This is a genomic window from Streptomyces flaveolus, assembly GCF_000716535.1.
Lineage (GTDB): Bacteria > Actinomycetota > Actinomycetes > Streptomycetales > Streptomycetaceae > Streptomyces > Streptomyces flaveolus_A.
On sequence record NZ_JNWV01000025.1, the window covers coordinates 113,759 to 137,961 of the forward strand.

At 72.8% G+C, this 24,203-nt stretch carries 28 protein-coding genes; 16 read left to right on the forward strand and 12 right to left on the reverse strand.

Annotated features, from left to right (window positions below; translation table 11 throughout):
- Position 1: 1 nt before the first annotated feature.
- From OO52_RS26785 to OO52_RS54680, 4 genes are all read right to left on the reverse strand, one after another.
- Positions 2–769, reverse strand: a complete 768-nt coding sequence (locus OO52_RS26785; protein ID WP_030646687.1) for an ABC transporter ATP-binding protein — start codon at positions 767–769, stop codon at positions 2–4.
- Positions 770–771: 2 nt separating this feature from the next.
- Complete coding sequence (locus OO52_RS26790) at positions 772–1,746, reverse strand: FecCD family ABC transporter permease (RefSeq protein WP_234337941.1); 975 nt, start codon at positions 1,744–1,746, stop codon at positions 772–774.
- Between the two features lie 353 nt (positions 1,747–2,099).
- Positions 2,100–2,282 carry a hypothetical protein gene (locus tag OO52_RS54285; RefSeq protein ID WP_030646691.1) on the reverse strand — a complete coding sequence of 61 codons (183 nt, stop codon included), beginning with the start codon at positions 2,280–2,282 and terminating at the stop codon, positions 2,100–2,102.
- On the reverse strand, positions 2,270–2,389 hold the full coding sequence (locus OO52_RS54680; RefSeq protein ID WP_307820114.1) for a hypothetical protein: 120 nt from the start codon (positions 2,387–2,389) through the stop codon (positions 2,270–2,272). Before OO52_RS54680 ends, OO52_RS54285 begins: the two co-directional genes overlap by 13 nt.
- A gap of 315 nt (positions 2,390–2,704) precedes the next feature.
- Here OO52_RS54680 and OO52_RS26800 point away from each other — a divergent pair, with 315 nt between their 5' ends.
- From OO52_RS26800 to OO52_RS26820, 6 genes are all read left to right on the forward strand, one after another.
- Entirely contained in the window at positions 2,705–3,322 is a 618-nt protein-coding gene (locus OO52_RS26800; protein WP_030646693.1) for a hypothetical protein, read from the forward strand.
- A 187-nt stretch (positions 3,323–3,509) separates the two neighbouring features.
- Positions 3,510–3,866 (forward strand): PRC-barrel domain-containing protein, encoded by a 357-nt coding sequence (locus tag OO52_RS26805; RefSeq protein ID WP_030646695.1) that lies wholly within the window; start codon positions 3,510–3,512, stop codon positions 3,864–3,866.
- Positions 3,867–3,892: 26 nt separating this feature from the next.
- Positions 3,893–4,066, forward strand: coding sequence for a hypothetical protein (locus tag OO52_RS51680; RefSeq protein WP_167347925.1), 174 nt, complete (start codon positions 3,893–3,895; stop codon positions 4,064–4,066).
- Positions 4,067–4,262: 196 nt separating this feature from the next.
- Positions 4,263–5,417, forward strand: a complete 1,155-nt coding sequence (locus OO52_RS26810; protein WP_037629420.1) for a polysaccharide pyruvyl transferase family protein — start codon at positions 4,263–4,265, stop codon at positions 5,415–5,417.
- A 36-nt stretch (positions 5,418–5,453) separates the two neighbouring features.
- A complete protein-coding gene (locus OO52_RS26815) occupies positions 5,454–6,863 on the forward strand; it encodes an FAD-dependent oxidoreductase (RefSeq protein ID WP_374101805.1) in 1,410 nt (469 codons plus the stop codon).
- An 89-nt stretch (positions 6,864–6,952) separates the two neighbouring features.
- A complete protein-coding gene (locus tag OO52_RS26820) occupies positions 6,953–7,729 on the forward strand; it encodes a family 16 glycosylhydrolase (RefSeq protein ID WP_030646703.1) in 777 nt (258 codons plus the stop codon).
- 26 nt (positions 7,730–7,755) lie between these two features.
- On the opposite strand, the gene OO52_RS26825 is transcribed toward OO52_RS26820, so the two are convergent.
- Positions 7,756–8,001: a hypothetical protein gene (locus tag OO52_RS26825; protein WP_030646705.1), complete on the reverse strand. Its 246-nt coding sequence runs from the start codon at positions 7,999–8,001 to the stop codon at positions 7,756–7,758.
- A gap of 357 nt (positions 8,002–8,358) precedes the next feature.
- Between OO52_RS26825 and OO52_RS26830 the strand changes: the two genes are divergently transcribed.
- From OO52_RS26830 to OO52_RS26840, 3 genes are all read left to right on the forward strand, one after another.
- On the forward strand, positions 8,359–9,948 hold the full coding sequence (locus tag OO52_RS26830; RefSeq protein WP_030646707.1) for a PP2C family protein-serine/threonine phosphatase: 1,590 nt from the start codon (positions 8,359–8,361) through the stop codon (positions 9,946–9,948).
- A 28-nt stretch (positions 9,949–9,976) separates the two neighbouring features.
- Positions 9,977–10,990, forward strand: coding sequence for a cobalamin B12-binding domain-containing protein (locus tag OO52_RS26835; protein WP_078877005.1), 1,014 nt, complete (start codon positions 9,977–9,979; stop codon positions 10,988–10,990).
- Positions 10,991–11,105: 115 nt separating this feature from the next.
- Positions 11,106–11,486: an STAS domain-containing protein gene (locus tag OO52_RS26840; RefSeq protein WP_234337939.1), complete on the forward strand. Its 381-nt coding sequence runs from the start codon at positions 11,106–11,108 to the stop codon at positions 11,484–11,486.
- Positions 11,487–11,488: 2 nt separating this feature from the next.
- Here OO52_RS26840 and OO52_RS26845 read toward each other — a convergent pair whose 3' ends face one another.
- Both OO52_RS26845 and OO52_RS26850 read right to left on the reverse strand, forming a co-directional pair.
- Complete coding sequence (locus tag OO52_RS26845) at positions 11,489–11,971, reverse strand: ATP-binding protein (protein ID WP_030646711.1); 483 nt, start codon at positions 11,969–11,971, stop codon at positions 11,489–11,491.
- Positions 11,972–12,360: 389 nt separating this feature from the next.
- Positions 12,361–12,795, reverse strand: coding sequence for a MarR family transcriptional regulator (locus OO52_RS26850; RefSeq protein ID WP_037629443.1), 435 nt, complete (start codon positions 12,793–12,795; stop codon positions 12,361–12,363).
- Positions 12,796–12,981: 186 nt separating this feature from the next.
- Here OO52_RS26850 and OO52_RS26855 point away from each other — a divergent pair, with 186 nt between their 5' ends.
- Entirely contained in the window at positions 12,982–14,142 is a 1,161-nt protein-coding gene (locus OO52_RS26855; protein ID WP_030646715.1) for a PP2C family protein-serine/threonine phosphatase, read from the forward strand.
- Between the two features lie 53 nt (positions 14,143–14,195).
- Here the strand turns inward: OO52_RS26855 and OO52_RS26860 are convergent, their stop codons facing one another.
- The gene (locus OO52_RS26860) at positions 14,196–14,696 is read right to left on the reverse strand and encodes a MarR family winged helix-turn-helix transcriptional regulator (RefSeq protein WP_030646718.1); all 501 of its coding nucleotides are present in this window, start codon (positions 14,694–14,696) and stop codon (positions 14,196–14,198) included.
- 171 nt (positions 14,697–14,867) lie between these two features.
- Complete coding sequence (locus OO52_RS26865) at positions 14,868–15,749, reverse strand: SDR family NAD(P)-dependent oxidoreductase (protein WP_030646720.1); 882 nt, start codon at positions 15,747–15,749, stop codon at positions 14,868–14,870.
- Between the two features lie 70 nt (positions 15,750–15,819).
- Here OO52_RS26865 and OO52_RS26870 point away from each other — a divergent pair, with 70 nt between their 5' ends.
- Positions 15,820–16,485: a TetR/AcrR family transcriptional regulator gene (locus tag OO52_RS26870; protein WP_030646722.1), complete on the forward strand. Its 666-nt coding sequence runs from the start codon at positions 15,820–15,822 to the stop codon at positions 16,483–16,485.
- A 103-nt stretch (positions 16,486–16,588) separates the two neighbouring features.
- Here the strand turns inward: OO52_RS26870 and OO52_RS26875 are convergent, their stop codons facing one another.
- Positions 16,589–18,136: an aromatic amino acid ammonia-lyase gene (locus tag OO52_RS26875; RefSeq protein ID WP_030646724.1), complete on the reverse strand. Its 1,548-nt coding sequence runs from the start codon at positions 18,134–18,136 to the stop codon at positions 16,589–16,591.
- Positions 18,137–18,279: 143 nt separating this feature from the next.
- Between OO52_RS26875 and OO52_RS26880 the strand changes: the two genes are divergently transcribed.
- Genes OO52_RS26880 through OO52_RS26895 form a run of 4 tightly spaced genes read left to right on the forward strand, consistent with a single transcriptional unit; the run spans position 18,280 to position 21,596 of the window.
- Entirely contained in the window at positions 18,280–19,314 is a 1,035-nt protein-coding gene (locus tag OO52_RS26880) for an ABC transporter ATP-binding protein (RefSeq protein ID WP_030646726.1), read from the forward strand.
- Positions 19,311–19,952, forward strand: a complete 642-nt coding sequence (locus tag OO52_RS26885) for an ABC transporter permease (RefSeq protein WP_030646728.1) — start codon at positions 19,311–19,313, stop codon at positions 19,950–19,952. The genes OO52_RS26880 and OO52_RS26885 overlap by 4 nt, the downstream gene beginning before the upstream one ends.
- Positions 19,952–20,650 carry an ABC transporter permease gene (locus OO52_RS26890; protein ID WP_037629446.1) on the forward strand — a complete coding sequence of 233 codons (699 nt, stop codon included), beginning with the start codon at positions 19,952–19,954 and terminating at the stop codon, positions 20,648–20,650. Before OO52_RS26885 ends, OO52_RS26890 begins: the two co-directional genes overlap by 1 nt.
- Positions 20,651–20,660: 10 nt before the next feature.
- Positions 20,661–21,596: an ABC transporter substrate-binding protein gene (locus tag OO52_RS26895; protein ID WP_030646732.1), complete on the forward strand. Its 936-nt coding sequence runs from the start codon at positions 20,661–20,663 to the stop codon at positions 21,594–21,596.
- 35 nt (positions 21,597–21,631) lie between these two features.
- On the opposite strand, the gene OO52_RS26900 is transcribed toward OO52_RS26895, so the two are convergent.
- Both OO52_RS26900 and OO52_RS26905 read right to left on the reverse strand, forming a co-directional pair.
- Positions 21,632–22,048, reverse strand: a complete 417-nt coding sequence (locus tag OO52_RS26900) for an SRPBCC family protein (protein WP_030646734.1) — start codon at positions 22,046–22,048, stop codon at positions 21,632–21,634.
- A 55-nt stretch (positions 22,049–22,103) separates the two neighbouring features.
- Positions 22,104–23,111, reverse strand: a complete 1,008-nt coding sequence (locus OO52_RS26905) for an aldo/keto reductase (protein ID WP_037670941.1) — start codon at positions 23,109–23,111, stop codon at positions 22,104–22,106.
- 142 nt (positions 23,112–23,253) lie between these two features.
- Here OO52_RS26905 and OO52_RS26910 point away from each other — a divergent pair, with 142 nt between their 5' ends.
- A complete protein-coding gene (locus OO52_RS26910) occupies positions 23,254–24,165 on the forward strand; it encodes a LysR substrate-binding domain-containing protein (RefSeq protein ID WP_030646738.1) in 912 nt (303 codons plus the stop codon).
- Positions 24,166–24,203: the final 38 nt, after the last annotated feature.

Sequence of the window (24,203 nt, forward strand, 5' to 3'; positions counted from 1 at the left end):
CTCAGGTGGTGGGCGGAAGCAGGTCGAACAGGAGCTGGACGGCGCCGGTCCCGGGATGCCGTACCGGGTGCGCGCGGATGCCGAACACCTCGGCGAGCAGGGCGGGGCGCAGGACGTCGTGCGGTGGGCCGGCGGCGACGATGCGGCCCTTGTCGATGACGTACAGGACGTCGCAGTGGGCGGCATCGAGGTTGAGGTCGTGCAGCGCGGCCAGCACGGTCAGGCCGCTGTCCCGGACCAGGGCGAGGACGTCCAACTGGTGGGCGATGTCCAGATGGTTGGTGGGTTCGTCGAGGATGAGCACCCGGGGCTGCTGGGCGAGTGCGCGGGCGATGAGGACCCGCTGTTTCTCGCCTCCGGACAGGCCGGGGAACCCCCGGTCGGCGAGGTGGGCGACGCCCGTGCGGTCCATGGCCCGCGCGCAGATCTCCCGGTCGGAAGCGGCCGTGCGGCCGCGGTGCGGCAACCGCCCCATGGCGACCACCTCGGCCACGGTGAAGTCGAACTCGGCCGACGACTCCTGAGGCAGCGCCGCGAGCGCGCGGGCGGCGGCCCGCGGGTCCATGGCGTGCAGGTCGTCGCCGTCCAGCCGCACCGCTCCGGCGGCCGGCCGCAGCGCCCGGTACACGGTGCGCAGCAGGGTCGACTTGCCGCTGCCGTTGGGGCCGACGAGTCCGACGAACGTCCCGCTGTCCGCGGCGAGCCGGACGCGGTCGACCAGCCGGGCTCCGGCGGCCTCGATCGTCACCTGGTCGATGTCGAGTCGCACGCTCAGCGCCCCCCGAACGCGTAACCGCCCCGCCGCATCAGCAGCAGGAACGCGGGCACCCCGACGACCGCGGTGATGACACCGACCGGCAGTTCGGCCGGGGCGAGCAGCAGCCGGGACAGCACGTCCGCCCACACCAGCAGCACCGCTCCCGCGAGCGGGGCCACCGCCAGCACCCGGCGGTGGTCGGCACCGACCAGCATGCGCACGACGTGCGGCACCATCAGCCCGACGAAGCCGATGGCCCCGCTGACCGCGACGACGGTTCCCGTGACGGCGGCGGTCACCAGGAACAACTCCCGCCGCAGCCGGGCTGGTGGGACGCCGAGGGCGGCCGAGGTCTCGTCCCCCATGGCGAGGGCGTTCAGCGCCTCCGCCCGCCACCGCAGCCACACCCATCCGGCGGCCACGGTCACCGCGGCGAGCGGTACCTGCGCCCAGGTGGCGCCGCCGAGGCTGCCCAGCAGCCACATCATCGCCGACCGGGCCGCCTCGCCCCGGGCCGCGCCGAACACCATGACCGCGGTGGCGGCCTCGAAGCCGTACGCCAGCGCGGTGCCCGTCAGGATCAGCCGCAGCGGGGTCAGTCCGTGCGGCGAGCGGGCCACGGCGTACACGAGGGCCATGGCGGCGAGCGCCGAGGCGAACGCCGCCACCGACAGCGCCCACACCCCGAGCCCGGCGAGAGCGCCGAGCAGGATGACGGCGTTGGCGCCCACCGCCGCACCGGAGGAGATGCCGAGGACGAACGGGTCGGCCAGCGCGTTGCGGACCATGGCCTGCACGGCCACGCCGACCGCCGCGAGCCCCGCCCCGACGACGGCGGCGAGCAGGACCCGGGGCAGCCGGATCTCCCAGACGATGGTGTAGGGGGCCGCGTCGCGCGCGTGCAGGGTGCCGCCGGTGAGCCCCGCCCACAGGAGGCGGAGCACGTCGGCCCAGCCGATTCCGGCGGCGCCGAGTCCGACACCGCACATGAGGGAGAGCGCCAGCAGCGCTGCCAGCCCCAGGCCGAGCGGCAGCGCGGGTATCCGGCAGGGGGCCGTTCTTCGACGCACGGTGGGGCCGTCCTTCGCACGGGCCGCCGCGAGACGTCGAACGGGGACGGCCCGTACGGCCGTGCCGGCCGCGCGGCCCCCTCTCGCAGTCCGCGGCGAGCAGTCAAACGGGTCGCTGAACCCTCCGCGGGCGATCGGGCTCGCGCGAGGACCACAGGTCCCCGCGCACACCGTTGCGGGTCAGCGCCGGACTCTCACCGGACTTCCCCCACGGGAGGCAAGGCGAGCCTAACAAACGGCTCACCGGGGGCGCGCGTACCGGCGGTCGGTGGTCAGACGGCCTGGAAGACGAGGACCGCGTTCTGGCCTCCGGAGCCGAACGACGTGCTCAGGACGGCATCCATCCGGCAGGTGCGGGCGGCTTTGGTGACGATGTCGAGGTCGATGCCGGGCTCGGGGGTGTCGAGGTTCGCGGTCGGGTGGATGGTCTGGTGGCGCAGCGTCAGGACGCACACGGCGGCCTCGACGCCCCCGCGGCTCCCAGGGAGTGGCCCAGGATGCTCTTGGTGGCCGTGACGGGCGGCGGTTGACGGAAGACCCGGTGCAGCACGGCGGATTCCATGCGGTCGTTCACCCGCACCGGCCCGGATCGAAGCCACCGCGGCCCTCAGGCACCTGCTCGCCCGGCGGCCCCGGCCGGCCGGTCACCGGGTGGTGCACTGCCCCGCTCGCGTGGCCCGCGGGGTGCGGAGCCTGCGCGTCCGGCTGGACCCGGGTGAGAGCCGGACGTAACCACCGACCGGTGACGTCTGTGACCGTTCTGTGGCACACGGGGGCACAACGAACCGCCCCCGGGACGGGTCGTACTCCACATGACGGCCGGGGAGGGAACCGTCCTCACCGGCACCCAGCGCATCACACCGCACAGGGGGACACCATGACGATCCGGACGCGGGGCATCCGCGGCACTCTGACGGCCCTGGCCACCGGCACCGCCCTCGCCTTCGCGGCGGTCCCGGCGACGGCTGCCGCCGGCACCGCCGGGGCACCCGCCTTCCTCGACCCGGCGGAGCTGCCGCCCCACCCGTCGTCGCCCTGGTACGCCGGCCCGGTCACCGCCGGCCAGCCGGACCCGCTGCCGATCTGCGTCGGCGAGGCGCTGCCGTCGGTCTCCGTGCACCGCTCCTACTGGACGGAACTCGACACCAACGCCCTGCAGGTCACCGTCGTCGAGCGCGACGAACAGCACGCCGCCGACTTCGCCGCCCTGCTGCGCGAGGACCTGGCGGGCTGCGCGAAGAAGCTCGCGTCGCAGTCCCCGGACATCACGGCGGCGAAGAAGTACTACGGCAAGGTCAAGGTGGCGGAGGGCGCCCACGTCTACGGCATCCACACCGCCGCGTCCTGGGGCGCCTCCGACATCGCCCTGTTCTCGGTCGGCCGCGACGGCAGGACCGTGACGGTCGTGAAGTGGTCCCAGATGGGCACGTTCCGCGACGCCCCGGTCAAGGCCTTCAAGACGACCACCCGAACGGCGGTCGACAAGCTCTCCTGAATCCCGTCAGGACGCGGTTCTCCGGTGGGTCGGACGGCCCACCGGAGAACCGCGTCGACGTCACGTGCCTACAGTGGAGAGAAGCCTCCACCCGCCTGGCCGCGCACGCGGTACGCCGTCCGGGGCCTTCGGTGCCGGACGCCACATCACCCGCCCGATGGTGGGTACTCCCGCAGAGGAGGTTCCGATGTTCGAGGCATCCGATATCCGTGAGTGGCGAGGTCACGACGTCGTCGACCCGAAGGGTCACAAGATCGGCGTCCTGGAGTCGGTCTATGTGGACACGTCCACCGACCAGCCCTTCTTCGCCACGGTGACCGTGGGCATGCCCACCCGTCGCCGTCTGGTGTTCGTGCCGCTCCCCGGTGCGACGGTCGGTCCCGGCTACCTGAAGGTCGCCCACAGCAAGGACCAGGTCAAGAAGGCTCCGGCGATCGACCCCGACGGCGAACTGCCCGTCGCCGAGGAGCCGGGTGTCTTCGCCCACTACGAGCTGACCTACACGCCCGGCGCCGGCGGCGAGCGACGCCTGGCCCGCCGCTGACGCTCCGAAGCCCGCCGGGAGACCCGATGAGTGTGTTCCTGTTCCTGATCCTCGTGGCCGTCGTCCTGGGCATCATCGGATTCGTCGTCCACGGCCTGCTCTACCTGCTGGTCATCGGCGCGGTCGTGCTCGTCCTCGACCTCGTCTACGCCGGCGTGCGCTTCCGCCGGGGAAGCAGCAGGCACCGCCTCGTCCGCTGACCGGACGCGACGCCCCCGCCGCCGCGGACGTGGCGCGTTCGGTGCCGCTCGCGCGTGGAGCGAGTGCCCCGCCGTGAGCGACGGTTCCCAGCGACGAACGACGCGGTCGCGCGTTCCCCGCGGATGACGGCAAGCTGGTACAGACATGCCCATAAGGGTCGTACGGCAGGGAGCGGTCGTGGATGGTGCGCAGAGCATGACCGTAGGCGTGCTGGGTTCCTACGGCGGCCGGAACGTGGGCGACGAGGCGATCCTCACCGCCCTGCTGGACAGCGTCCGGGCAGGCCGGCCCGACACTCGCTTCGTGGTGTTCTCCCGAAGTCCCCAGCACACCCGCCGGGTCCACCCGGATGTCGAGGTCGTCGGGTGGGAGGGCGTCTGCCGGGAAGGCATCTCCGCGCATCTGCGCCGGCTGAGCGTCCTGGTGCTCGGTGGCGGCGGGATCCTCTACGACACCGAGGCGCGACGCTATCTGCGAACCGCCCGCACCGCCCAGGAACTCGGCGTGCCCGTCTTCACCTATGCCGTGGGGGCGGGGCCGCTCACCGACGAGTCGGACTGCGCGTGGGTCCGTACGGTGCTCTCCGACGCGGTCGAGGTGACCGTGCGCGACGAGGAGTCGAAGCTCGTACTGGAAGAGGCCGGGCTCGACCGGCCCGTCCTGGTCACCGCCGATCCGGCGCTGCTGCTGGAACCCGGCGGCCGCGGCGCGGCGCTGCTGCGGGCCGAGGCCGTACCGCGCGGCGTGCGCCTGGTGGGCATGAGCGTGCGGGAACCCGGGCGAGCGGCGGAGCACCTGGACGAGGAGGGGTACCACCAGCTCCTCGCCAGTGTCGGTGACTTCCTCGTCCACCGGCTGGACGCGCATGTCGTCTTCGTCTCCATGGAACGCGGCGACATCCGGCACGCGCACGCGGTGGCGTCACGGATGGCGGAGGCGGACCGCTGCACCGTGCTGCACGGCGATCACGGGCCGCAGGAGGTCCTCGACATCGTCAAGCAGCTCGATCTGGCCGTCGGCATGCGGCTGCACTTTCTCATCTTCGCCGCGCTGGCCGGGATCCCCCTGTTGCCCCTGCCCTACGCGGGCAAGGTCTTCGACTTCGCCCAGCAGGTCGGCGCGCCGGCCCTGCGCGGTGTGGTCCGGGAGACGTCGGGGCTGCTGCTGGCGGAGGTGGACCGCCTGTGGGACGAGCGGCGCGCCCGGGTGGCGGACACGGCCGTGCGTACGGCGGCGATGCGGCTGCGGGCGGCCCAGACGGCCGAGCGGCTCCTCGCCTATCTGGACAGTGTCGCCGCGCACGACGTCGTACGCCGCGGCATGCCCGTGACGGCCTCCGCCGCGGGCTGAGGCAGACGGCCACCGGTTCTCCGAGGGGAGTGAGACGTGTCCTACCTGATGCCGCCGCGCGTTCCCCGCACGGTGGAGCTTCCGCCGCGCAAGGCTCTGCACGCGGGGTCGACGCAGGTACTGGTGATCGGCGGCGGCCCGGCCGGCATCGGCGCGGCCCTCGGTGCCGCCAACGCGGGCGCCGAGGTGGTCCTCGTGGAGCGCTACGGGTTCCTCGGCGGCAACGCCACGGCGGCGCTGGTGATGCCCCTGATGAGTTTCCACAACGAGGTCAAGCAGGCCGTGGCCGGCGACACCACCCGCCTGCTGCCGCCCGATCACGGCGAGGGCGAGCCGGTCGTCGGCGGGGTGCTGTGGGTGCTGCTCGACCACCTGGTGCGCGCGGGAGCGGCGATCCGGCCCTCACTGGAGACCGGCTACACCGTGCCCTTCGATCCGGAGCTGTTCAAGCTGGTGGTGTACGAGCTGCTGGAGATGCACGAGGTCCGTACGCTCCTGCACGCCTTCGCCTCCGACGTCCTCAGCCTGCCGGACCGGGCGCGTGCGGTGTTCGAGACGAAGTCCGGGCCCCTCGTCATGGACGCCGACGTCATCGTCGACTGCACCGGGGACGGGGACATCGCCGCGGCGGCGGGGGCCGCGTACGAGATCGGCCGGCCGGAGGACGGCTGGACGCAGCCCATGTCGCTGATGTTCCGCATGGTCCGCTTCGACCACGACGACTTCACGGCCTACACCCGCGCCCACCCGGACCAGTGGCGGGGCGTGCACGGGCTGTGGGACCTGGTCCGCGCCGCCACGGACGCCGGGGAGCTGGACCTGCCCCGCGAGGACGTGCTCTTCTTCGCCACCCCCAACGCCGGTGAGGTGGCGGTGAACTCGACCCGCATCACCGAAGTCCTCGGCACCAGCGTGTGGGACCTGACCCGGGCGGAGTTCACGGCGCACCGGCAGATGGCGCAGATCGCCCGCTTCCTGCGCGAGCGGGTGCCGGGCTTCGCGGACTCCTACGTCGTGCAGAGCGGCGTCCACGTCGGCGTGCGGGAGACGCGCCGGATCGTGGGCGAGTACCAGCTCACGGGCGACGACGTGCTCACGGCCCGCACCTTCCAGGACGCGATCGCGCGCGGTGCCTACCCGGTGGACATCCACAACCCGAGCGGCCGCGGCACCACGCTGAGACGGCTGCCGCGCGGGGAGTCGTACGACATCCCGCTGCGCTGCCTCTTCCCCCGGGGGGTGGACCGGGTTCTGGTCGCGGGCCGCTGCATCTCCGGGGACCACGTGGCCCACTCCTCCTACCGCGTCATGCCGATCTCCATGGCCACCGGACAGGCGGCGGGCGTGTGCGCGGCCCTGGCGGCGACCCAGGGCCGGCAGCCGCGGGACGTCTCGGTGAGCGCGGTCCAGCGGGAGCTGCGCGCCCAGGGCGCCAGTCTGCGCTGAGCCGCCCGCCGTTCACCCGGACGGCTCAATCTCGGCGCCGGATCGGGGCCCGGGCGCATAACCGGGCGACCGCCGGTGAGACATCGGGCATGGAGGAACTCGCACCGGGCGGCCGGCTACCGGCTCCGCGCCGCCCGACCGGATCCGACGTCGTGTTCACGGCGGACTTCGCTTCGGAGACACAGTGGGTCGCGGGTCGCTCGTGGGCCTATCCGGACGGCGGCCCGGTCAATCCGGACGACGACAAACTGGACTACCTGGTGCCCGACGCCGACCACAGCCGCTCCGGGGTCTTCCGGGCCACCCGCCGGCCGGACGGCAGATGGAACACCGGACTGCTGACCACCGAGGGCAGCGAGGAGGGGTTCACGGTCCGGCCGGGTGACGTGCTGGAGGCCCGCGTACGGCTGCCCCTGGAGATCGGCGCCTGGCCGGCCATCTGGACCTGGCGGGACGGCGACCAGGAGATCGACGTCTTCGAGTACCACCCGGACCACCCGGACCTGCTGGAACTCACCAACCACGTGCGCGGCGCCGACCGCTATGTGCACGACGACGCCGTCCGCCCCGGCGCCTGGGTGGACCTGCGCACCGACTTCGGGCGCCGTTCGGTGGTCTGGTGGCTGAACGGCGCGCGGGTGTTCTCGGACGGGCGGGGCGTGGGCCGCGCCTGGCACGCCTATCTGATCGTCAATCTCTCGGTGAGCGCCGGGCGTTACCATCCGCCGCCCGAGGCCGACACCACCGAGATGAGCTTCGAGGTGAGCAGTCTCGTCGTACGGCGTCCGGGTGCGGACGGCAGGGACGAGGGGGACGTCGGTGGTGAGCACAGCGGGGCCGCCGCCGTGGGCGGCCCCGCCGGGTGAGACCCTGCCGTCCGGCCCGGTGAGCCCTACCGGCCGGAACCGGTCTCCTCGTCTCCCTGTCGGCGCTCCCCCGGCCGCTCCTCGCCGCCCACGCCCCGCAGGGGTTCGCCGGCGGCTGTGCCCTCCTCGGGCTGGTAGCCCTCCTTGGCACTGGCCGTACCCGGAATCGTCCGGTCGCGGGCCTGGCTCTCGCTGCCCGAGTGCGCTCCGGGCTCCTCCTCGTCGCGGGCCCGGGCGAACCGGTCGGCGGGCTCGTCGGTGTGTCCCGTCATGGCCGTCCTCCGATCCATTCGTGACACGCCCGGGTTCCCCCGCCGCGCTCCTTCACGCCCGGCGAGCTCCCCGGGAGCCTGAGCGACCGCGTCGGCGTGGCCGCAGGGGCCTTGCCCGTCCCGGGTGGTGCCCTCTTCGGAGTCCCGGGCCGCGTCAACCGGGAACGGCGAGGGGCGCTTGCGCCCTCGGGCGTCATGCGGGACTGTTGCCATAAGACATCTGTTTTCCGTCGCAGAGAGGTGGTGGGGCGCGTCCCGGACGCGCCCCCGCGTGTGTACGGTTCCAGCGGCTCCCCCGTCGATCCCCGCTGCGTCGCGGCCGGCCCCGGTGCGGCCTGGGCGCATGCCCCGTACCCGGTGCTCGTCGCCGACCGGGACGGCGGCCTGGTCGAACTCAACGGCGCGGCCCGGCTGTTGTGGTGCGACGCCGTCCGCGGGGACAAGCTCCGCGACACCGTGCCGTCCTGGCTCGCGGAGGCCCACGGACGGTTCACGGACGGGACGCCCGGTGCCGCGGGCCGGTCGGCCGGCGCCGTCGCGGACCGGTTCTTCGAGGCGCACCCGACCCCGACGGACGAGGGCGACGTGGTGTGGTGGCTCGTCGACGACACCGACCGCCGGCTGGCGGAGGCCGCGCTGGCCGGGACACGCCGACGCGCCGCCCTCCTGGCCGATGTCTCCAGCCAGTTGTTGTCGACGCTGAACGTGACGTGGTGCATGGAGGCCACGGCCCGCATGGCCACCGATCACCTCGCCGAGGCGGCCGTGCTCGTCGCCCCGCCGCTGGGCCGCCGGCACCCGCTCACGTACGCCTTCCGTGGCGGGCCGGTGACCCGGGTCACCGCGTCGGTCGATGTGTGCGACGTCCCCGGCCTGGCCGAGGCCCTGCAAGGGTTCCCGCCGGTACCGGCGCGCTGGATCGACCCGGCCCGCCTGCCCGGCTGGTCGCGTCCGGCGGGCTTCCGCGAACCGGTGGGCTCTGTCATCGTCGCCCCGCTGCCCGGGCACGGTGTGTCCGCCGGCGCGCTGGTCCTCCTTCGCTCCAGCGGTGAACAGGCCTTCAGCGACGACGACGAACTCTTCGCCCGGCTCTTCGCGGCCCGGGCCGGGGCCGCGCTGTCGGCCGCCCGTCTGTACACGGAGCAATCCTCGATCACCGCCACGCTGATGCGGGAACTGCTGCCACCGCGGCTGGAGAGCGTGCACGGGGTGGAGTACGCGGGCGCCTACCGCCCGGCGCGGGACAACGAACACATCGGGGGCGACTTCTACGACGTCCATCCCGGCGCGGACCCCGCCGAGGAGAGTCTGGTGGCGCTCGGCGACGTGGCGGGCAAGGGCCTGGACGCGGCGGTGCTGACCGGCAAGATCCGCAACACGCTGCACGCGCTGCTGCCGCTGGCCACCGACCACGCACGCCTGCTGACCCTGCTCAACAGGGCGTTGCTGTCCTCCCCCCACACCCGGTTCGCCACCCTGGTCCTGGCCTCCGTCCGCCGGCGCGGCAGCGAGGTGGAGCTGCGGCTCACCAGCGCGGGACACCTCCCCCCGCTGATCGTCCGTGCCGACGGCACCGTCGAGGAGGCCGCCACGCGCGGATCACTCATCGGCGCCCTCCCGAAGGTCACCGCCGCCACCGCCCGGGCGACCCTGCGCCCCGGCGAGACCTGTCTGCTCTACACCGACGGCGTCACCGAGGCCCGGGGCGGTCCGCTGGGGGACGAACTGTTCGGCGAGCACCGGCTCAAGCTGGCCCTCGCGCAGTGCGCGGGGCTGCCGGCCGAGGCTGTGGTCGAGCGGATCCAGATACTGACCGCCCAGTGGCTCGGTCCGGGCAGCCACGACGACATCGCCACCGTGGCCATCGGCGCGCCACGCGCGGTGGACCGGACGACGGCGGAAGGTCAGGGCCGCCCCCGCTCCACGGCCCGCGGGAGGAACCCGTGACCGCTCCCCCGGCGACGACGTGCGCCTCGTGGACGCGTTGTGGCAGGCCGTGGTCCACGGCGACGAGTACACGGCGGTCGACGTCGTCCGCCGTGCCCGGGCCGACGGGGTCGACGAGGAGACGCTGCTGCAGGACGTGATCGCCGCGGTTCAGGAGAGGGTGGGCGCGGAGTGGGCTGCCGACCGCCTCACCGTGGCGCAGGAGCACGCCGCGACCGCGCTCAACGAACGGGTGATCAGCGGCCTCGCCCACTACGGGCACCGTAGGACCGGTTCGGGCGAAACGCCCCGGGGACGCGTCACGGTCGGCTGTGCCGACGGCGAGTGGCATGCCCTGCCGACGCGTCTGGTCGCCGAGGTGCTGCGCCTGCGGGGCTGGCGCGTGGACTACCTCGGCGCCCACACGCCGACCCGGCATCTCGTGTCGCACCTGCACAACACCGGGTCCGAGGCCGTGCTGCTGTCCGCCACCCTGCCCACGCGCCTGCCCGCGGCGCACGCCGCCGTCACCGCCTGCCGGGCCATGGGCGTCCCCGTCATGGCGGGTGGCCGGGCCTTCGGACCGGACGGGCGCCACGCCCACGCACTGGGCGCCGACGCGTGGGCGCCCGACGCCCGCGCCGCGGCGGCCGTACTCGACGAGGGCCTGCCCGCGCCGGACCCGGCGGCGGTCCGGCAGGTCGTGGACGATCTGCCCCATCTGACCGACCAGAAGTACACGTTCGTCACCCGGTCCCGCGTCCCTCTCGTCAGGCAGACCCTGACAGGCCTGGAGGACCGGTTCCCGCCCCTGCGCGCCTACGGTGACGAGCAGCGCGAGCGGACCGCGGAGGACCTCTCCCACATCGTGGACTTCCTGGCCACCGCCCTGTACGTCGACGGCCCGGCGCTGTTCACCACGTTCCTGGACCGGACCGCCCGCGTCCTCGAGGCGCGGGGCGTGCCGGCCCGCTCCGTGGTCGCCGCACTCGGCGTTCTGAGCCACCAACTGCGCGACTTCCCCGCTCGCTGCGCCTGCTCCGGTGTGGCACCGCCGCCCTGACCGGGCGTTCTCTTTCCCCGACGAATACTTGTCGATAGGCAACTTATGATCGGGGCTGGGTAGGAGAATCACGCAAGGCCCGGCGGCACCGAGTCGCGCGGGCCACCGACCGACGGTGCACGGGGACGACGCGATGCAGTGGGAACGCAGGGCTACCGTGAGGCTGACCTGCCATGACCGAGTCTTCGAGATCACGGTGCGCGGCGAGATCGATTACGAGGAGAGCGATCTGCTGCAGGCCGCCTGGGCCGAGGCCGACGACTCGGCGCGGCCCGTGACCCTGGTGGACCTCTCCCAGGTCACCTTCGCCGACAGCGGACTGCTGAACGCCCTCCTCGACGCCTGGCGCCGCCACCAGGACACGAGCCGGACCCTGGTCCTGCTGGGCCCCCTCCACCCGACGGTCGAGCGGCTGTTCTACCTCACCGGCACCCGGGATCACTTCACCTTCACCGATTCCCGCGCCAGGGCCCTGCGCGCGGACGAGGCCACGTGAGGCTAGCGGGGGGAGCGGCCGGAGAGGGTGTCGTCCGGGTCGTCGGCCAGGGCGATACGGGCGGTGACGCGCTTGCCGACGGGCTCCCTCTGCACCTCGAAGCCCTGGACGACCGCCATCACGATCTCCAGTCCGTGCTGCCCGACGCGGCCCGGATCGGCCGGCCGTGCCATCGGCAGCGCCGGATCGCCGTCCCACACGACGACCTCGACGAGACCGCCGACGAGGCGTAGTTCCAGCAGCACCGGACCCGGCGCGTACTTGCGGGCGTTGGTGACGAGCTCGCTGACCACCAGCCGGGTCAGATCCATCGCCCGCGCCGACACCGGCAGCCCGTACTCGCGCTGCACCCGGGCCAGGAAGTCGGCCGCGTGCCGACGTGCCTCGGCGATGCAGGCGCCACCACCGTCCAGCGGGACGATCTCGTTCATCGGTTCGGGACCGGTCACACCGTCACCACCGGGCCCCGACGTGACCGGGTCCATGCGCGTTCCCCCGTTCATGGGCCCACGTCTACCCGCCGAAGGTCCAGACATGCCCCGTGCCGCCCAACGATATCCGGTGGCGTCGGCGCCGGGTTCGGCCGGTGCGGTGGGGCGCCACGGCTCCGGCGCGTTTTCGCCGGGCAGCGCATGGCATGTGAGCCGTTCGCGCCGAGGTTCGGACACGCTCGGCGGCGTTCGGGGTAACCGTGGACGGGAGAGAAACCGGAAGCGGCAGTTGTCGTTTGACAACTATAGCCATGAGGCAACAAAGTAACCGTGTCGGACGGGCATGGGGAAGGATCTGTGATGTTCCGGTGGACGCGGGCCGCTGCCTGTCCCAGCCGCCGTCGCCCCATGGCGCCGAACGGCCGGGCACCGCGCCCGGCGCATCAGGCGGTCCGGCTGCCGGACCCCTCGGCGTCTTCGTGTATCTGCGTGGCCGCAGCGGCGCAGAAAGCCTCCAGCCCTTCGAGCAGGGCGGCCCGTTTGACTGCGGGCATCAGCGTCAGGACTTCCTGTAGTTCCCTCTCCCTGCGGGCCCGCAGGTCGTCGAGGAAGGCACGCCCCCGGCTGCTCAGGTGCAGCCGCACCTCCCGCCGGTCGGCGGCGCTGACCACGCGGTCGACGAAACCGGCGGCCTGCAACCGGTCGCACAGCCGACTGGTGGACGGCGGGGTGGAGGCCAGGGAGTCGGCGAGGGTGCGCAGGTTGATGCCCTCGTGGTGCTCGAGGATGAGCAGCACGCGCAACTGGGACGCGGAGGCGGGCGCGGTGGAGGCCCGGCCCCAGAGCACTTCCAGTAGCTCACCGGCCGTGGAGGTCACACGGGCGACCTCGTCGGGCTGTGGCAGGTGTCGGAAGGCGGTCACTGTCACACTCTCGCAGGCTTCGGGACGGTTGGCAGCCTACTAGGGACGCAGGCCGACGACAGATGCCCCGCACGACCGACGCGGACGAATCGGGTGCCGCGTGCGACCGAGGTCCGACCAAGGATTGGTGTTCTTCCCATCGTGAACAGATTTGTGGCCGCTGAACGCGCCCTGCGGACGGCGGCACCGCACGAGTTGCTCGACGCCGTGCACCGTGTGCTCGCCGAGGAGTACGCGGCCCGGTCCGTCGAGTTGTTCATGGCGGACTACGGGATGACGGTGCTGCAGCCGGTTCCCGTGCCGCCGCACTCGACCGAACCGCTCGCGGTCCACGCCAGTGCGGCCGGCCGCGCGTTCGGCGCCCAGGAGCCGTTCGTCGAGCCGGAGCGGGAGGGGCTGCTGCGCGTGCATCTGCCGGTGACCGTGCGCGGCGACCGGCTCGGCGTGTTGTCGGTGACGCTGGCGGAGGGCGGACTCACCTCTGAGGGGCTCGCGGAGCTGGCCGAGATCGCGGAAGTACTCGCCCATGAGGTGGTCGTCGCCGGGCGCGACACCGACCTGTATCTGCGGGCTCGCCGCAAGGACCGGCTGACCCTGGCCGCCGAGATGCAGTGGCAGCTGCTGCCGGGCTGTTCGTGCGCCCGCCCCGAGTACGAGCTGGGCGCCCAGCTGGAGCCCGCGTACACGATCTTCGGTGACAACTTCGACTGGTCCGCGACCGCCGACCACCTCATGCTGTACGTCACCAACGGGATGGGCGAAGGCATAGAGGCCTCCCTGCTCACGAACCTGGCCATCAACGCCCTGCGCAACGCCCGGCGGGCCGGTCTCTCCCTCGCGGACCAGGCGGCTCTGGCCGATCAGGCGGTCTACGCCCACTACCGTGGTCGCTGCTACCTGTCGGTGCTGATGTTCGACTTCGAGCTCGCCACCGGACGCGTGACGGTGGTGGACGCCGGGTCCCCGCAGATGCTGCGCCTGCGGGGCAGGACCGTGGAGCGCGTCGCCTTCGACGCCCAGCTGCCGCTCGGCATGTTCGAGGAGACCGACTACGTGGCCCAGGAGTTCCAGGTGCGGCCGGGCGACCGCCTGGTCTTCGTCAGCGACGGTGTCTACGCCGTCGCCGACCCCCAGGGCGAGGCATACGGGGACGCCGCGCTGGCACGGGCGATCCAGTCGACCCGCCTGCTGCCCGCCGCCGACGTGCCGCGCGCCGTCCTGCGGGAACTGTCCGGCCACCGCGGCCGGCCCGCCCCGGACGACGACGCCCTGGTGGTGTGCCTGGACTGGCACGGACGCTGACGCGCGGGGGCCCGGGCCGCGAGCGACGACGCCGTCGGCGGGCCCCGGGCCGGTCACTCCGCCTCGCCGCCCGGCACCGGCGCTGCCCCGTCCAGCACCGCCCGCAGGGCCCGCAGGCCCTGCCTCAGCGCCGCCCGGTCATCCGGCTCCATGCGTCCGAGCGCGGTAGCCAGTGCCAGCGCCCGGCGTCGCGCCACGTCTCCGAGGACGCGCCGCGCTTGCGCCGTGAGCTCCAGCCGCACCTCGCGCCGGTCGCGTGGACGCGGCGAGCGCTCCAGCAGACCGGCCGCCTCCAGCCGGTCGCACAGCCGACTGGCCGTGGGGAGCCCGATGTCCAGCCGCTCCGCGAGGGCGGTGAGGTTCAGACCCGGCGCCGTCTCCAGCGCCCGGAGCGCCCGTAACTGATGGGGCGACAGGTGTAACTCACCGTCCTGGGCCGCCGACGACCACAGGGCCGCCAGAAGCTCCACGGCGTCGCCCATCCCCAGGGCGGCCGCCACCACGCCGTCACCCACGTTCACCTGGTCCTCCCCGGCGCCGCCGAGCCGCGTCACGAGAGGGCCGCCTTCCTCGTGTCCGCGCCGTGCCGATGCCTCCTCACCTCGCGTGAGTACCCGATGAACCCGGCCGCAACCGGCACACGCGGCAGGAGCCGTCACGCCTGGCCGAGGGCCGGACGGAGGTCGGGGACGGCAAGTCTGGAACGGGAGGTCAGGGACGGGACGTCAGGGACGCGGCTCGGGCGGGAGCTCCACGGGGTAGGGCTCGCGGAAGTCCGCCGACCTGCTCACCTTCTCCCAGGCGGTCGCCTCCGCGACCTGGCGGCGGGAGTAGTCCAGCGCCATGGTCACGGCGTTCACGCCGAGGGGGAGGTGGCTGGGGATCTGCTCGCGCCCCACGGTCCGCACGATGATCTCGGCCGCGCGGCGGGGGTCCCCGGCCGCGCCGTCCGTGCTCTGCCGCACCCGCCGGTTCATCTCGCCCACGGTCGCGTCGTAGGCCTCGGGGATGTCGTGGACCGTCATGGAGGAGCCGGCCCAGTCGGTGGCGAAGCCGCTCGGCTCGACCACCATGACCCGCACGCCGAACGGTGCGGTCTCCCTGGCCAGCACGCGGCTGAAGCCGTCGACCGCGAACTTGGCCGCCTGGTAGGAGGCGATGCCCGGCGAGCCGCCGACCCGGCCCCCGATCGAGGAGAACTGCACGACGGTGCCCGCCCCCTGCCGGCGCAGGGTGGGGAGCGCGGCCTTCGTGACGTTGTAGACGCCCCAGAAGTTCGTCTCGAACTGGGCGCGGAAGTCGTCGTCGTCCGCCGTCTCGATGGGCGACACGTTCGCGTAGCCCGCGTTGTTGACGAGCACGTCGATGCGTCCGAAGCGTTCGACCGCCGCGTCGACGGCCGCGCGGGCCGCGTCGGGGCTGGTGACGTCCAGGGCGACGGGGAGGACGCGGTCGCCGTACTCGCCGAACGCCTCCGCGAGCGCCTCGGGGCGGCGGGCGGTGGCCACGACGTGATGGCCGGCCTCCAGGGCGGCGGCGACCAGGGCGTGGCCGAAACCGCGCGACGAACCGGTGATGAACCAGACCTGCGGGTGCTGTTGAGTCATGCCTTTAATACAACACCGTTCTCTTAATTAAGGCAACCCCGTTTCACTATCTGCTCCTATGATGTCCTCCATGAGTGAGCTTGCCTTTCAGCGTGCGCGCAGCGCCGAGGCCAAACAGGCCAGGGAACGGGCCATCCTGGACGCGGCCCGCGCGCTCGGTCGCCGGAGTGGTGTGAGGGACGTCACCCTCACCGACATCGCGGCGGCCGTGGGCATGCACAAGTCGGCGTTGCTGCGCTACTTCGAGACGAGGGAGCAGATCTTCCTCGAGCTGACCGCGGAGGAGTGGCGGCAGTGGTCCGCCGAGTTGTGCGGCGACCTCGCGGGCCGGCCGCACGCCACGCCCGCCGAGATCGCCGAGGTCATCGCCCGCACCCTCGCGGCCCGCCCCATGTTCTGCGACCTGCTCGCCCAGGCGCCCCTGAACCTGGAACGGAACGTGTCGGCCGAGTCGGTGCGGTCCTTCAAGCTGGTGACGCTCGGGGAGGTCGAGCGGATCGGCGGTGAGCTGCACCGGCTGCTCGGGCTGACCGAGCAGCAGGCCGTCGACACGATCGCCACGGCGACCAGCCTCGCGGGAGCGCTGTGGCAGATGGCCAGCCCGGGGCCGCGCCTGCGGGAGCTGTACGCGACGGACCCCCGGCTGGGCCATGCCGTCGTCGAGGTGGAACCCCGCCTGAACCGCGTCCTCACCTCCTACCTCACCGGGCTTGGCCTGCAATCCTCGGCCACCTGACCGCGCCCCTCGGGCCCGGTCGAGGGGTCCCGGCGAGACGCGCCAGGGCCGGCGGCAGCGGTGTCGGCGGTACGGATCACCGCACCCAGGTCGGCGGCAGGAGTCACCGCGCGTCCCCGTACCGCGAACCCCGATCAGGTACCGCCTCCGCCAGCCGTTCCAAGAGCGCGCCGGCGGTCGTGACATCGTCGGTGAGGGGGCGGTCGGTGTCGTCCGCGTCGAGGCTCTCCGTGGCGAGCGCGAAGACGCGGCCGACCGGCAGCCGCGCGGGGGGACGCAGGCCGCGCTGCCGCAACGCGCGTACGGCCGCGACGAGTTCACAGGCGACGACGAGCCGGTACGCGCCACACGCTCGCAGCGCCTGGCGCGCGGCGAGCGAGGCGAAACTCGCCTGTTCCTCGACGCCACGGGAGAGCACGGCGTGCCCGAGCGAGGCGGGCGCGCAGAACGACCGCAGGTCACCGAGCGCCGCTCCGGCCGCGTACTCGAGGATCATCACGCCGGAGGAGGCGGGCTCGCCGTCGGCGAGGAAGGGCCTCAGCCCGGTGCAGGCCGGCTCGTTGAGCGCGGCGAGCCGTGAGGTGGACAGCCGGGCCACCTGCATCAGGGCCAGCCGGAAGTGGTCGAGCGCGATGGCGAGTTGGGCCTGGTAGAAGCCGCCGTGATGGTAGGCGGCCATGTCGTCGGGGGCGATCAGGGGGTTCTCGGCGGCGGCGTTGATCTCGACGGTGAGGACGTCCTCCAGCGCGTCCGTCGCCTCGAGCGCGGGTCCGTGGATCTGTGGCAGGCACCGGAAGCCGTAGGGGTCCTGGATCCGGCCGGCGGGCGGGGCGGGCCGGTCCGCCGCCCCGATCAACTCCCGCATGACCTGGGCGACCCGTACGCTGCCGCGGTGCGGGCGCGCGGCGTGGACCGGGGCGGCGTAGGCCTCGTGGGAGCCGTCGACGGCGAGCAGGGAGAGGGCCGCGACGGCCTGGGTGGCGGCGAGGAGTCCGCGCAGTTCGGCGAGGGCGAGGGCGGACTGACCGAGGGTCAGGGCGTTGCTGCTGATGAGGGCGAGGGCGTCGTTGTTGTCCAGCGCGAGCGGGGCGGGGCCGGGCCGCTCGTGCCACGGCCGCTCCCCGGCCAGGGTGAGACCGACCTGCGCGAGGGCGGCGATGTCTCCCGTGCCGACGGAGCCGAACTCGTTGACGGCCGGACGGGCGCCGGTCGACAGCGCTTCGCACAGGGCGGTGACGACGCCCGGACGCAGCCCCGCCCCGCCCGCCAGGAGTTGGTTGGCCCGCACCGCCAGCATGGCGCGGACCTGACGGGCGGGAAGTTCCTCGCCGATGGCGCCGGCGTGGCTGCGCAGCAGCCGCAGCCCGTGTTCCGCGGCGGCGCCGGTGGGCACCGTCTGGTTCCGGTTGGCGCCGACTCCGGTGGAGCGTCCGTAGACGCGGCCCTGCGCGGCGATCCGCCGCGCGGCCTCCCACGAGGCCGTCACGCGCTCCATCGCCCGGGCGTCCGGGAGCGGGCGCACCAGGCCGTCCGCGAGTTTCCCGACCTCGTCGACGCCGAGCGTGGAGCCGTCGAGGACGAGGGCGTCGGGCTTGGCAGGCGCGGACGGTGCTTCGGCTTCCGCCACACCATCCACTATCCGAGTCGACATAGAGCGCAAACCCTCCCTGAATCGGACAGTTCTTCTTGCCTGTTGGTCATTCACCGCGAGCGATTCCCGCCAGACCATTGACAACTTATTCAGGCACCGAGAACTCTGCATGACACTATGCAGCCCAGGCAAGGGGCCATCACATGATCCAATTCAGGTCGGTCCACAAGCGTTTCCCGAACGGCTCCACCGCCGTGCACGATCTCAGCCTGGAGATCCCGGACGGTGGCGTCACCGTGCTCGTCGGGTCTTCCGGTTGCGGCAAGACGACGACGCTTCGCATGATCAACCGGATGATCGAGCCGACCTCCGGGAGGATCCTCGTCGGCGGCCGTGACGTCCGCGACCAGGACGCCGCCGAGTTGCGGCGCTCCATCGGTTACGTCATCCAGCAGGGCGGCCTCTTCCCGCACCGCACCATCCTCGACAACATCGCCACGGTGCCGCTGCTGCTCGGCTGGGGCCGCCGCAAGGCACGTGCCCGTGCGGCCGAGCTGCTGGAGACGGTCGGCCTGGCCGCCGAGACCGGGAAGCGCTACCCGCACCAGCTCTCCGGCGGACAGCAGCAGCGCGTCGGCGTCGCCCGCGCGCTCGCCGCCGATCCGCCGGTCCTGCTCATGGACGAGCCGTTCGGCGCGGTCGACCCTGTCGTGCGGACCCAGCTTCAGGACGAACTTCTACGACTGCAACGGGAATTGAGCAAGACCATCGTCTTCGTCACCCATGACATCGACGAGGCGGTCCGGCTCGGTGACCGCATCGCCGTGTTCCGTTCCGGCGGCCACCTGGTGCAGTGCGCCCCGCCCGGCGAACTCCTCGCCCGCCCGGCCGACGAGTTCGTCGCGAGCTTCCTCGGATCCGAGCGCGGCCTGAAGCTGTTGTCGCTGGAGACCCTCGCCGACGTGGCGCAGAGTCCGGTTCCCGAAGGTGGCCCGTGGGAACTCGTGCCGGACGAGGCCGGCCGGCCCGTCGTGTGGCGCAACGGTGAGGAGCGGGTGCCGGTACGGCCGCTGCGCGACACCGACTCCCTGCTGGCCGCCCTCGACGAGTCCGTCGCCTCCCCCAACGGCCTCGTCGTACGGGTGGGCGCGGACGGCGCGGTGACCGGGGTGACCTCGCACGACGACATCCACCGCCATGCCAGCCGCACCCACTCCGCGGCGAGGGTGGCGGCATGACGATCGACCGTGCGTGGATCGCCGACCACGCGAGCGACCTGGCCGCGCTCTCCCTCTCCCATCTCCAGGCCGCCCTCTCCGCCGTCTTCTTCGGCCTGGTGATCTCCCTCCCCCTGGCCGTGCTGGCCCACCGGGTGCGCGCCCTGCGCGGTGTCCTGCTGGGCATGTCCAACGTCCTGTTCACGATCCCGTCCATCGCGGTCTTCGTGCTGCTGCTCCCGGTCTCCGGCCTGACCCGTACGACCACGGTGGTGGGCCTGACGATCTACACGCTGGTGGTCCTGCTGCGGAACACGGTCGAGGGCCTGGACGCCGTACCGGCCCGGGTGAAGGAGGCCGCGCGGGCCATGGGCACCCGTCCGCTGCGGACGCTGCTCACCGTCGAACTCCCGCTGGCCCTCCCGGTCGTCCTCGCCGGCGTGCGGATCGCGACCGTCATGTCGATCTCGCTGGTCTCCGTGGCCACGTACATCGGCGACGGCGGCCTCGGCCAGCTCTTCACCGACGGGTTCCAGCGCAACTTCCCGACCCCGGTCGTCGTCGGCGTGGCCCTGACCCTGCTGCTGGCCGTCGTGGCGGACGCGCTGCTCGTGGCCCTCCAGTACCTGCTGACCCCGTGGACGAGGCGGCGAGCCTGATGTACGAACTCCTGCAGAACCTCGTGAAGTGGCTGTTCAGCGGCGCCCAGTGGGCGGGGCCGGACGGCATCGCGCACCGTCTCGCCGAGCACGTCCAGTACTCGCTCGTCGCCACGCTGGTCGCCGCCGCCATCGGCCTCCCGCTCGGCCTGCTCATCGGGCACACCGGCAAGGGCGCGTTCCTCGCTGTCAACCTCGCGTCCTTCGGCCGCGCGCTGCCCACCGTCGGCCTGGTCGTGCTGGTCTTCCTGGCCAGTGGGCTGTCCATGTGGCCGGTGTACGTCGCGCTCGTCGCGCTGGCCGTGCCGGCGATCGTCACGAACACCTACGCCGGCATGGCCGCCGTCGACCCGGACGTCCGGGACGCGGCGCGCGGCCAGGGCATGCGCGGCCACCAGGTGCTCCTCCAGGTCGAGATTCCGCTGGCCGCCCCGCTGATCATGACCGGGCTGCGGCTGGCGCTGATCCAGGTCGTCGCGACGGCCACCATCGCCGCCTACGTGAGCTTCGGCGGCCTGGGCCGTTACGTCTTCGACGGCCTCGCCCAGCGCGACCTCGTGCAGGTGCTCGGCGGGGCGGTGCTGGTCGCCGTCCTCGCCGTCGTCCTCGACCTCGCGCTGTCCGCCCTGCAGCGGCTCATCCTCCCGTCCCGCTCGCGGCCCCGGCCGAGCGGCAGGACGTCCACCCGCACCGCCTAGGAGCTTCGCCATGAATCGCCGTACCGTCCTCGGCGGCCTGCTGGCCGCAGCGTCCCTCCCCGCTCTCGCCGCCTGCGGCGGCGTCACCTCGCTCGACAGCCAGGGTTCGGGCCTCGGCGGCGGTGGCGGGGCCGGCGCCGACGGCCTCACCATCGGCACGGCCAACTTCACCGAGAACCAGATCCTCGGCCACCTGTACGCCTGTGTGCTGGAGGCGGCGGGCGTGAAGACCACCGTCCGGGCCAACCTCGGCACGCGGGAGATCCTCATCCCCGCCATGAAGAGCGGGGACATCGACCTGCTCCCCGAGTACCAGGGCGCGCTCCTGCACTACGTCGACCCGAAGGCCACGGCGACCGAGGAGGGCGAGATGCAGAACGCCCTGGCCATGGCCCTCCCCCGCGGGCTGCAGATCCTGCCCTACGGCCGGGCCGAGGACTCCGACGCCTTCGTCGTCACCCGCGAGACGGCCGACAAGTACGGTCTGACCTCCCTGGCCGACCTGCGGAAGCAGAACGGCCGACTCGTCATCGGCGCCGCGCCGGAAGTGAAGACGCGGGAGGTGGGTGTGGTCGGCCTGAAGAAGGTCTACGGGGTCGAGTTCAAGGAGTTCAAGTCGCTCGACTCGTCCGGGCCGCTCGTCAAAGGTGCCCTGAAGAAGGGCGACGTCGACGTGGCCAACCTCTTCACCACCGACACCGACATCCAGGCCAACCACTGGGTGGTCCTGACCGATCCCGAGAACCTCGTCCCCGGCCAGCACATCGTGCCGCTCATCGCCGACCGCAAGGCGGACGACACCGTGCGCAAGGCTCTCGCCCGCCTCGGCAACGTGCTCACCACGGCCGACCTCACGGAACTGAACCGCCAGGTCGACAAGGACAAGAAGGACCCCGACCGGGTGGCCCGGGCGTACGCGAAGGCCCATGGGCTCACCTCGGCCTGACCGGGCGCCGCGCCCCGTGCGCGGCGCCCGCGCGGTCAGCCGGTGAGGGTCCGGCGGAGGGCGGCCAGTCCGTCGGCGTAGATGCCGTGGAAGAGGTCGACGACCTCCTCGTCCGGTACTCCGACGGGCGTGAAGGTGCCGGACCACTCGACGCGGGCGCCCTGGCCGTCGGGGGTCTCGCGCACGGTGAGGGTGGACCGGTAGCCGGTGACCGGGAAGGGGGCCCGCACGATGGAGTAGGTGTAGGTGCGCGCCTTGTCGTCGAACGCTTCCAGCCGTTCGACGATGACGCCGCCCTCCTCGTTCGTCAGGGTGCGGACCCGGCCGCCCTCGCCGAGTTCGCTGCCGGGGATGTACGGCAGCCAGTCGGGCAGCGAGTCGAAGCCTCCGATGAGCTGCCAGACGCGGTCGGCGGGCACGGGGATGTCTAGGGACGCGGTGGTGGTGGCCACGGGTGTCTCCTGGGTGGATCGGACGGGTGGATCAGAGGGGTGTGCCGGAGGCCGATCAGGCGGGCAGCGGCGCGTTCCCGGCGATCAGGCCCTCCTCGCGCAGCGCGGTCCAGAACGCGGCCGGGACCGTCTCGGCGAGCGCGGCGACGTCCTCGGCGACACGGCTGGGGCGGGTGGCGCCGGGGATGGCCGCGGCGGTAGCCGGGTGGGCGAGGGAGAACTGCAGCGCGGCGGCCTTGATGCCGACGCCGTGCCGCGCGGCGAGCTCCTTGATCCGCTCGACCTTGGCGACGATCTCCGCGGGGGCCTGCTGGTACTCGAAGTGCGTGCCGCCCGCGAGGATGCCCGAGCTGTAGGGACCGCCGACGACGATGTCGACGTCGCGCGCTGCCGCGGCGGGCAGCAGCCGCTGCAGGGCCCGCTCGTGGTCGAGCAGGGTGTAGCGCCCGGCGAGGAGGAACGCGTCCGGCCTGGGCTCGTCCAGGTCGAGGGTCACCTCCAGGGGTTCGACGCGGTTGACGCCCAGGCCCCAGGCCTTGATGACGCCTTCGTCCCGCAGCCGGTCGAGGACCCGGAAGGCTCCGGTCCGGGCCGACTCGTACATGGCCAGCCACTCGTCGCCGTAGAAGTCCTGCGCGACGTCGTGCACCCACACGATGTCGAGCCGGTCCGTCCGCAGGCGCTTCAAGCTGTCCTCCACGGAACGCAGGGTGGCGTCGGCCGAGTAGTCGTTGACCATCTTGTTGGGGCGTCCGTGTGCGAAGAGGCCGCCCTTCTCGCCCAGGTCGCGGGCGGCCGGGTCCTCGGCCTCGTCCAGGATGACGCGGCCTACCTTGGTGCTCAGGACGTAGGCGTCGCGGGGCATGCCGGACAGCACCTCGCCCAGGCGGATCTCGCTCAGCCCGGCGCCGTAGAAGGGGGCGGTGTCGAAGTAGCGGATGCCGTGGTCCCAGGCGGCCTGGACGGTGGCCGCCGCCTCCTCGTCCGGGATGGCGCGGAACATGTTGCCCAGCGGGACGGTGCCGAAGCCGAGACGTCCGGGAAGCAGGTTCTTGATGCTCATGGGGGGTCTTTCGGTGAGGGATGTGACGGGTGCCGCGCGGGGTGTCCGGCGGGCCGTCGTCCTTGTGCCACCGAGGCTAGGATCGAGGAGTTGAGACTGTCCAAGACATAGTTGGACAGACTTGAGTCCCCAGAGGTCTTACATGCTTGATCTGCGCCAACTCACCTACTTCGTCGCCGTCGCCGAGGCCGAACACGTCGGCCGGGCCGCGGAGGCCCTGCACATCTCCCAGTCGCCGCTCAGCCGGCAGATCGCCCAGCTCGAGCAGAAGCTCGGTCTGACGCTCTTCGAGCGCAGCCAGCAGCGGATCCGGCTCACCGCGGACGGCCGGGTGTTCCTGAGCGAGGCCCGCGCGCTGCTGCGGCACGCCGAGCGACTGGAGAACCTCGGCCGGCGGCTCGGCCGGGGCGAGGAGGGCGGACTGTGCATCGGGTACGTCCCGCACGCCCTGCACACCGGCATCCTGCCCGGCGCGCTGCGCGCCCTCCAGCAGCGCAGCCCCGACATCCACGTCGCCCTGTACCGCCTGAGCCCCGCCGAGCAGTTCGAGGGTCTGCGGCAGCGGAGCCTGGACATCGCTCTCGTCCACGAGCCGCCCGCCGACGACGACCCCGACCTGTGCTCCGCGCTGCTGCTGGAGGACCCTCTAATGCTCGCGCTCCCCCACGGGCATGCGCTCGCCGCGCGGGAGGCCATCACCGCCGCCGACCTCGACGGGCAGCCCTGGATCGCCGTGGCCGACTCCCAGCACCCGGCCTGGCGTGACGTCTTCATCGCCGCCTGCGCGGCGTCGGGGTTCACGCCGGACGTGCGGCTGGACGCCGCCGAGCCGCAGACCGCCCTCGGACTCGTCGCCTCCGGACTGGGCCTCGCGCTGATCCAGAAGAGCATGCTGCGGGGCGCCGGCGAGAGCATCACCGTACGCGAACTGCCGTGGCACGAGGCGTCCGTGCGCCTCTGGGCGGCCTGGCACCGGACGGATCTCCGACCGGTCGTGCCGTCGTTCCGCGAACTGGTCCTGGCCGGGGCCGGGGCCGGGACCGGGACCGGGTGAGCGAGCGGACGGCGGGCGTGGGGACCGGCCGGGGCAGA

Bases quoted from the DNA above. Each gene is read 5' to 3' on its own strand.
- OO52_RS26790 (WP_234337941.1), bottom strand. From the start codon at position 1,746: ATGTGCGGTGTCGGACTCGGCGCCGCCGGAATCGGCTGGGCCGACGTG.
- OO52_RS54680 (WP_307820114.1), bottom strand. From the start codon at position 2,389: ATGGAATCCGCCGTGCTGCACCGGGTCTTCCGTCAACCGCCGCCCGTC.
- OO52_RS26800 (WP_030646693.1), top strand. From the start codon at position 2,705: ATGACGATCCGGACGCGGGGCATCCGCGGCACTCTGACGGCCCTGGCC.
- OO52_RS26805 (WP_030646695.1), top strand. From the start codon at position 3,510: ATGTTCGAGGCATCCGATATCCGTGAGTGGCGAGGTCACGACGTCGTC.
- OO52_RS51680 (WP_167347925.1), top strand. From the start codon at position 3,893: ATGAGTGTGTTCCTGTTCCTGATCCTCGTGGCCGTCGTCCTGGGCATC.
- OO52_RS26810 (WP_037629420.1), top strand. From the start codon at position 4,263: ATGACCGTAGGCGTGCTGGGTTCCTACGGCGGCCGGAACGTGGGCGAC.
- OO52_RS26820 (WP_030646703.1), top strand. From the start codon at position 6,953: ATGGAGGAACTCGCACCGGGCGGCCGGCTACCGGCTCCGCGCCGCCCG.
- OO52_RS26825 (WP_030646705.1), bottom strand. From the start codon at position 8,001: ATGACGGGACACACCGACGAGCCCGCCGACCGGTTCGCCCGGGCCCGC.
- OO52_RS26845 (WP_030646711.1), bottom strand. From the start codon at position 11,971: ATGGACCCGGTCACGTCGGGGCCCGGTGGTGACGGTGTGACCGGTCCC.
- OO52_RS26865 (WP_030646720.1), bottom strand. From the start codon at position 15,749: ATGACTCAACAGCACCCGCAGGTCTGGTTCATCACCGGTTCGTCGCGC.
- OO52_RS26870 (WP_030646722.1), top strand. From the start codon at position 15,820: ATGAGTGAGCTTGCCTTTCAGCGTGCGCGCAGCGCCGAGGCCAAACAG.
- OO52_RS26875 (WP_030646724.1), bottom strand. From the start codon at position 18,136: ATGTCGACTCGGATAGTGGATGGTGTGGCGGAAGCCGAAGCACCGTCC.
- OO52_RS26880 (WP_030646726.1), top strand. From the start codon at position 18,280: ATGATCCAATTCAGGTCGGTCCACAAGCGTTTCCCGAACGGCTCCACC.
- OO52_RS26885 (WP_030646728.1), top strand. From the start codon at position 19,311: ATGACGATCGACCGTGCGTGGATCGCCGACCACGCGAGCGACCTGGCC.
- OO52_RS26890 (WP_037629446.1), top strand. From the start codon at position 19,952: ATGTACGAACTCCTGCAGAACCTCGTGAAGTGGCTGTTCAGCGGCGCC.
- OO52_RS26895 (WP_030646732.1), top strand. From the start codon at position 20,661: ATGAATCGCCGTACCGTCCTCGGCGGCCTGCTGGCCGCAGCGTCCCTC.
- OO52_RS26905 (WP_037670941.1), bottom strand. From the start codon at position 23,111: ATGAGCATCAAGAACCTGCTTCCCGGACGTCTCGGCTTCGGCACCGTC.
- OO52_RS26910 (WP_030646738.1), top strand. From the start codon at position 23,254: ATGCTTGATCTGCGCCAACTCACCTACTTCGTCGCCGTCGCCGAGGCC.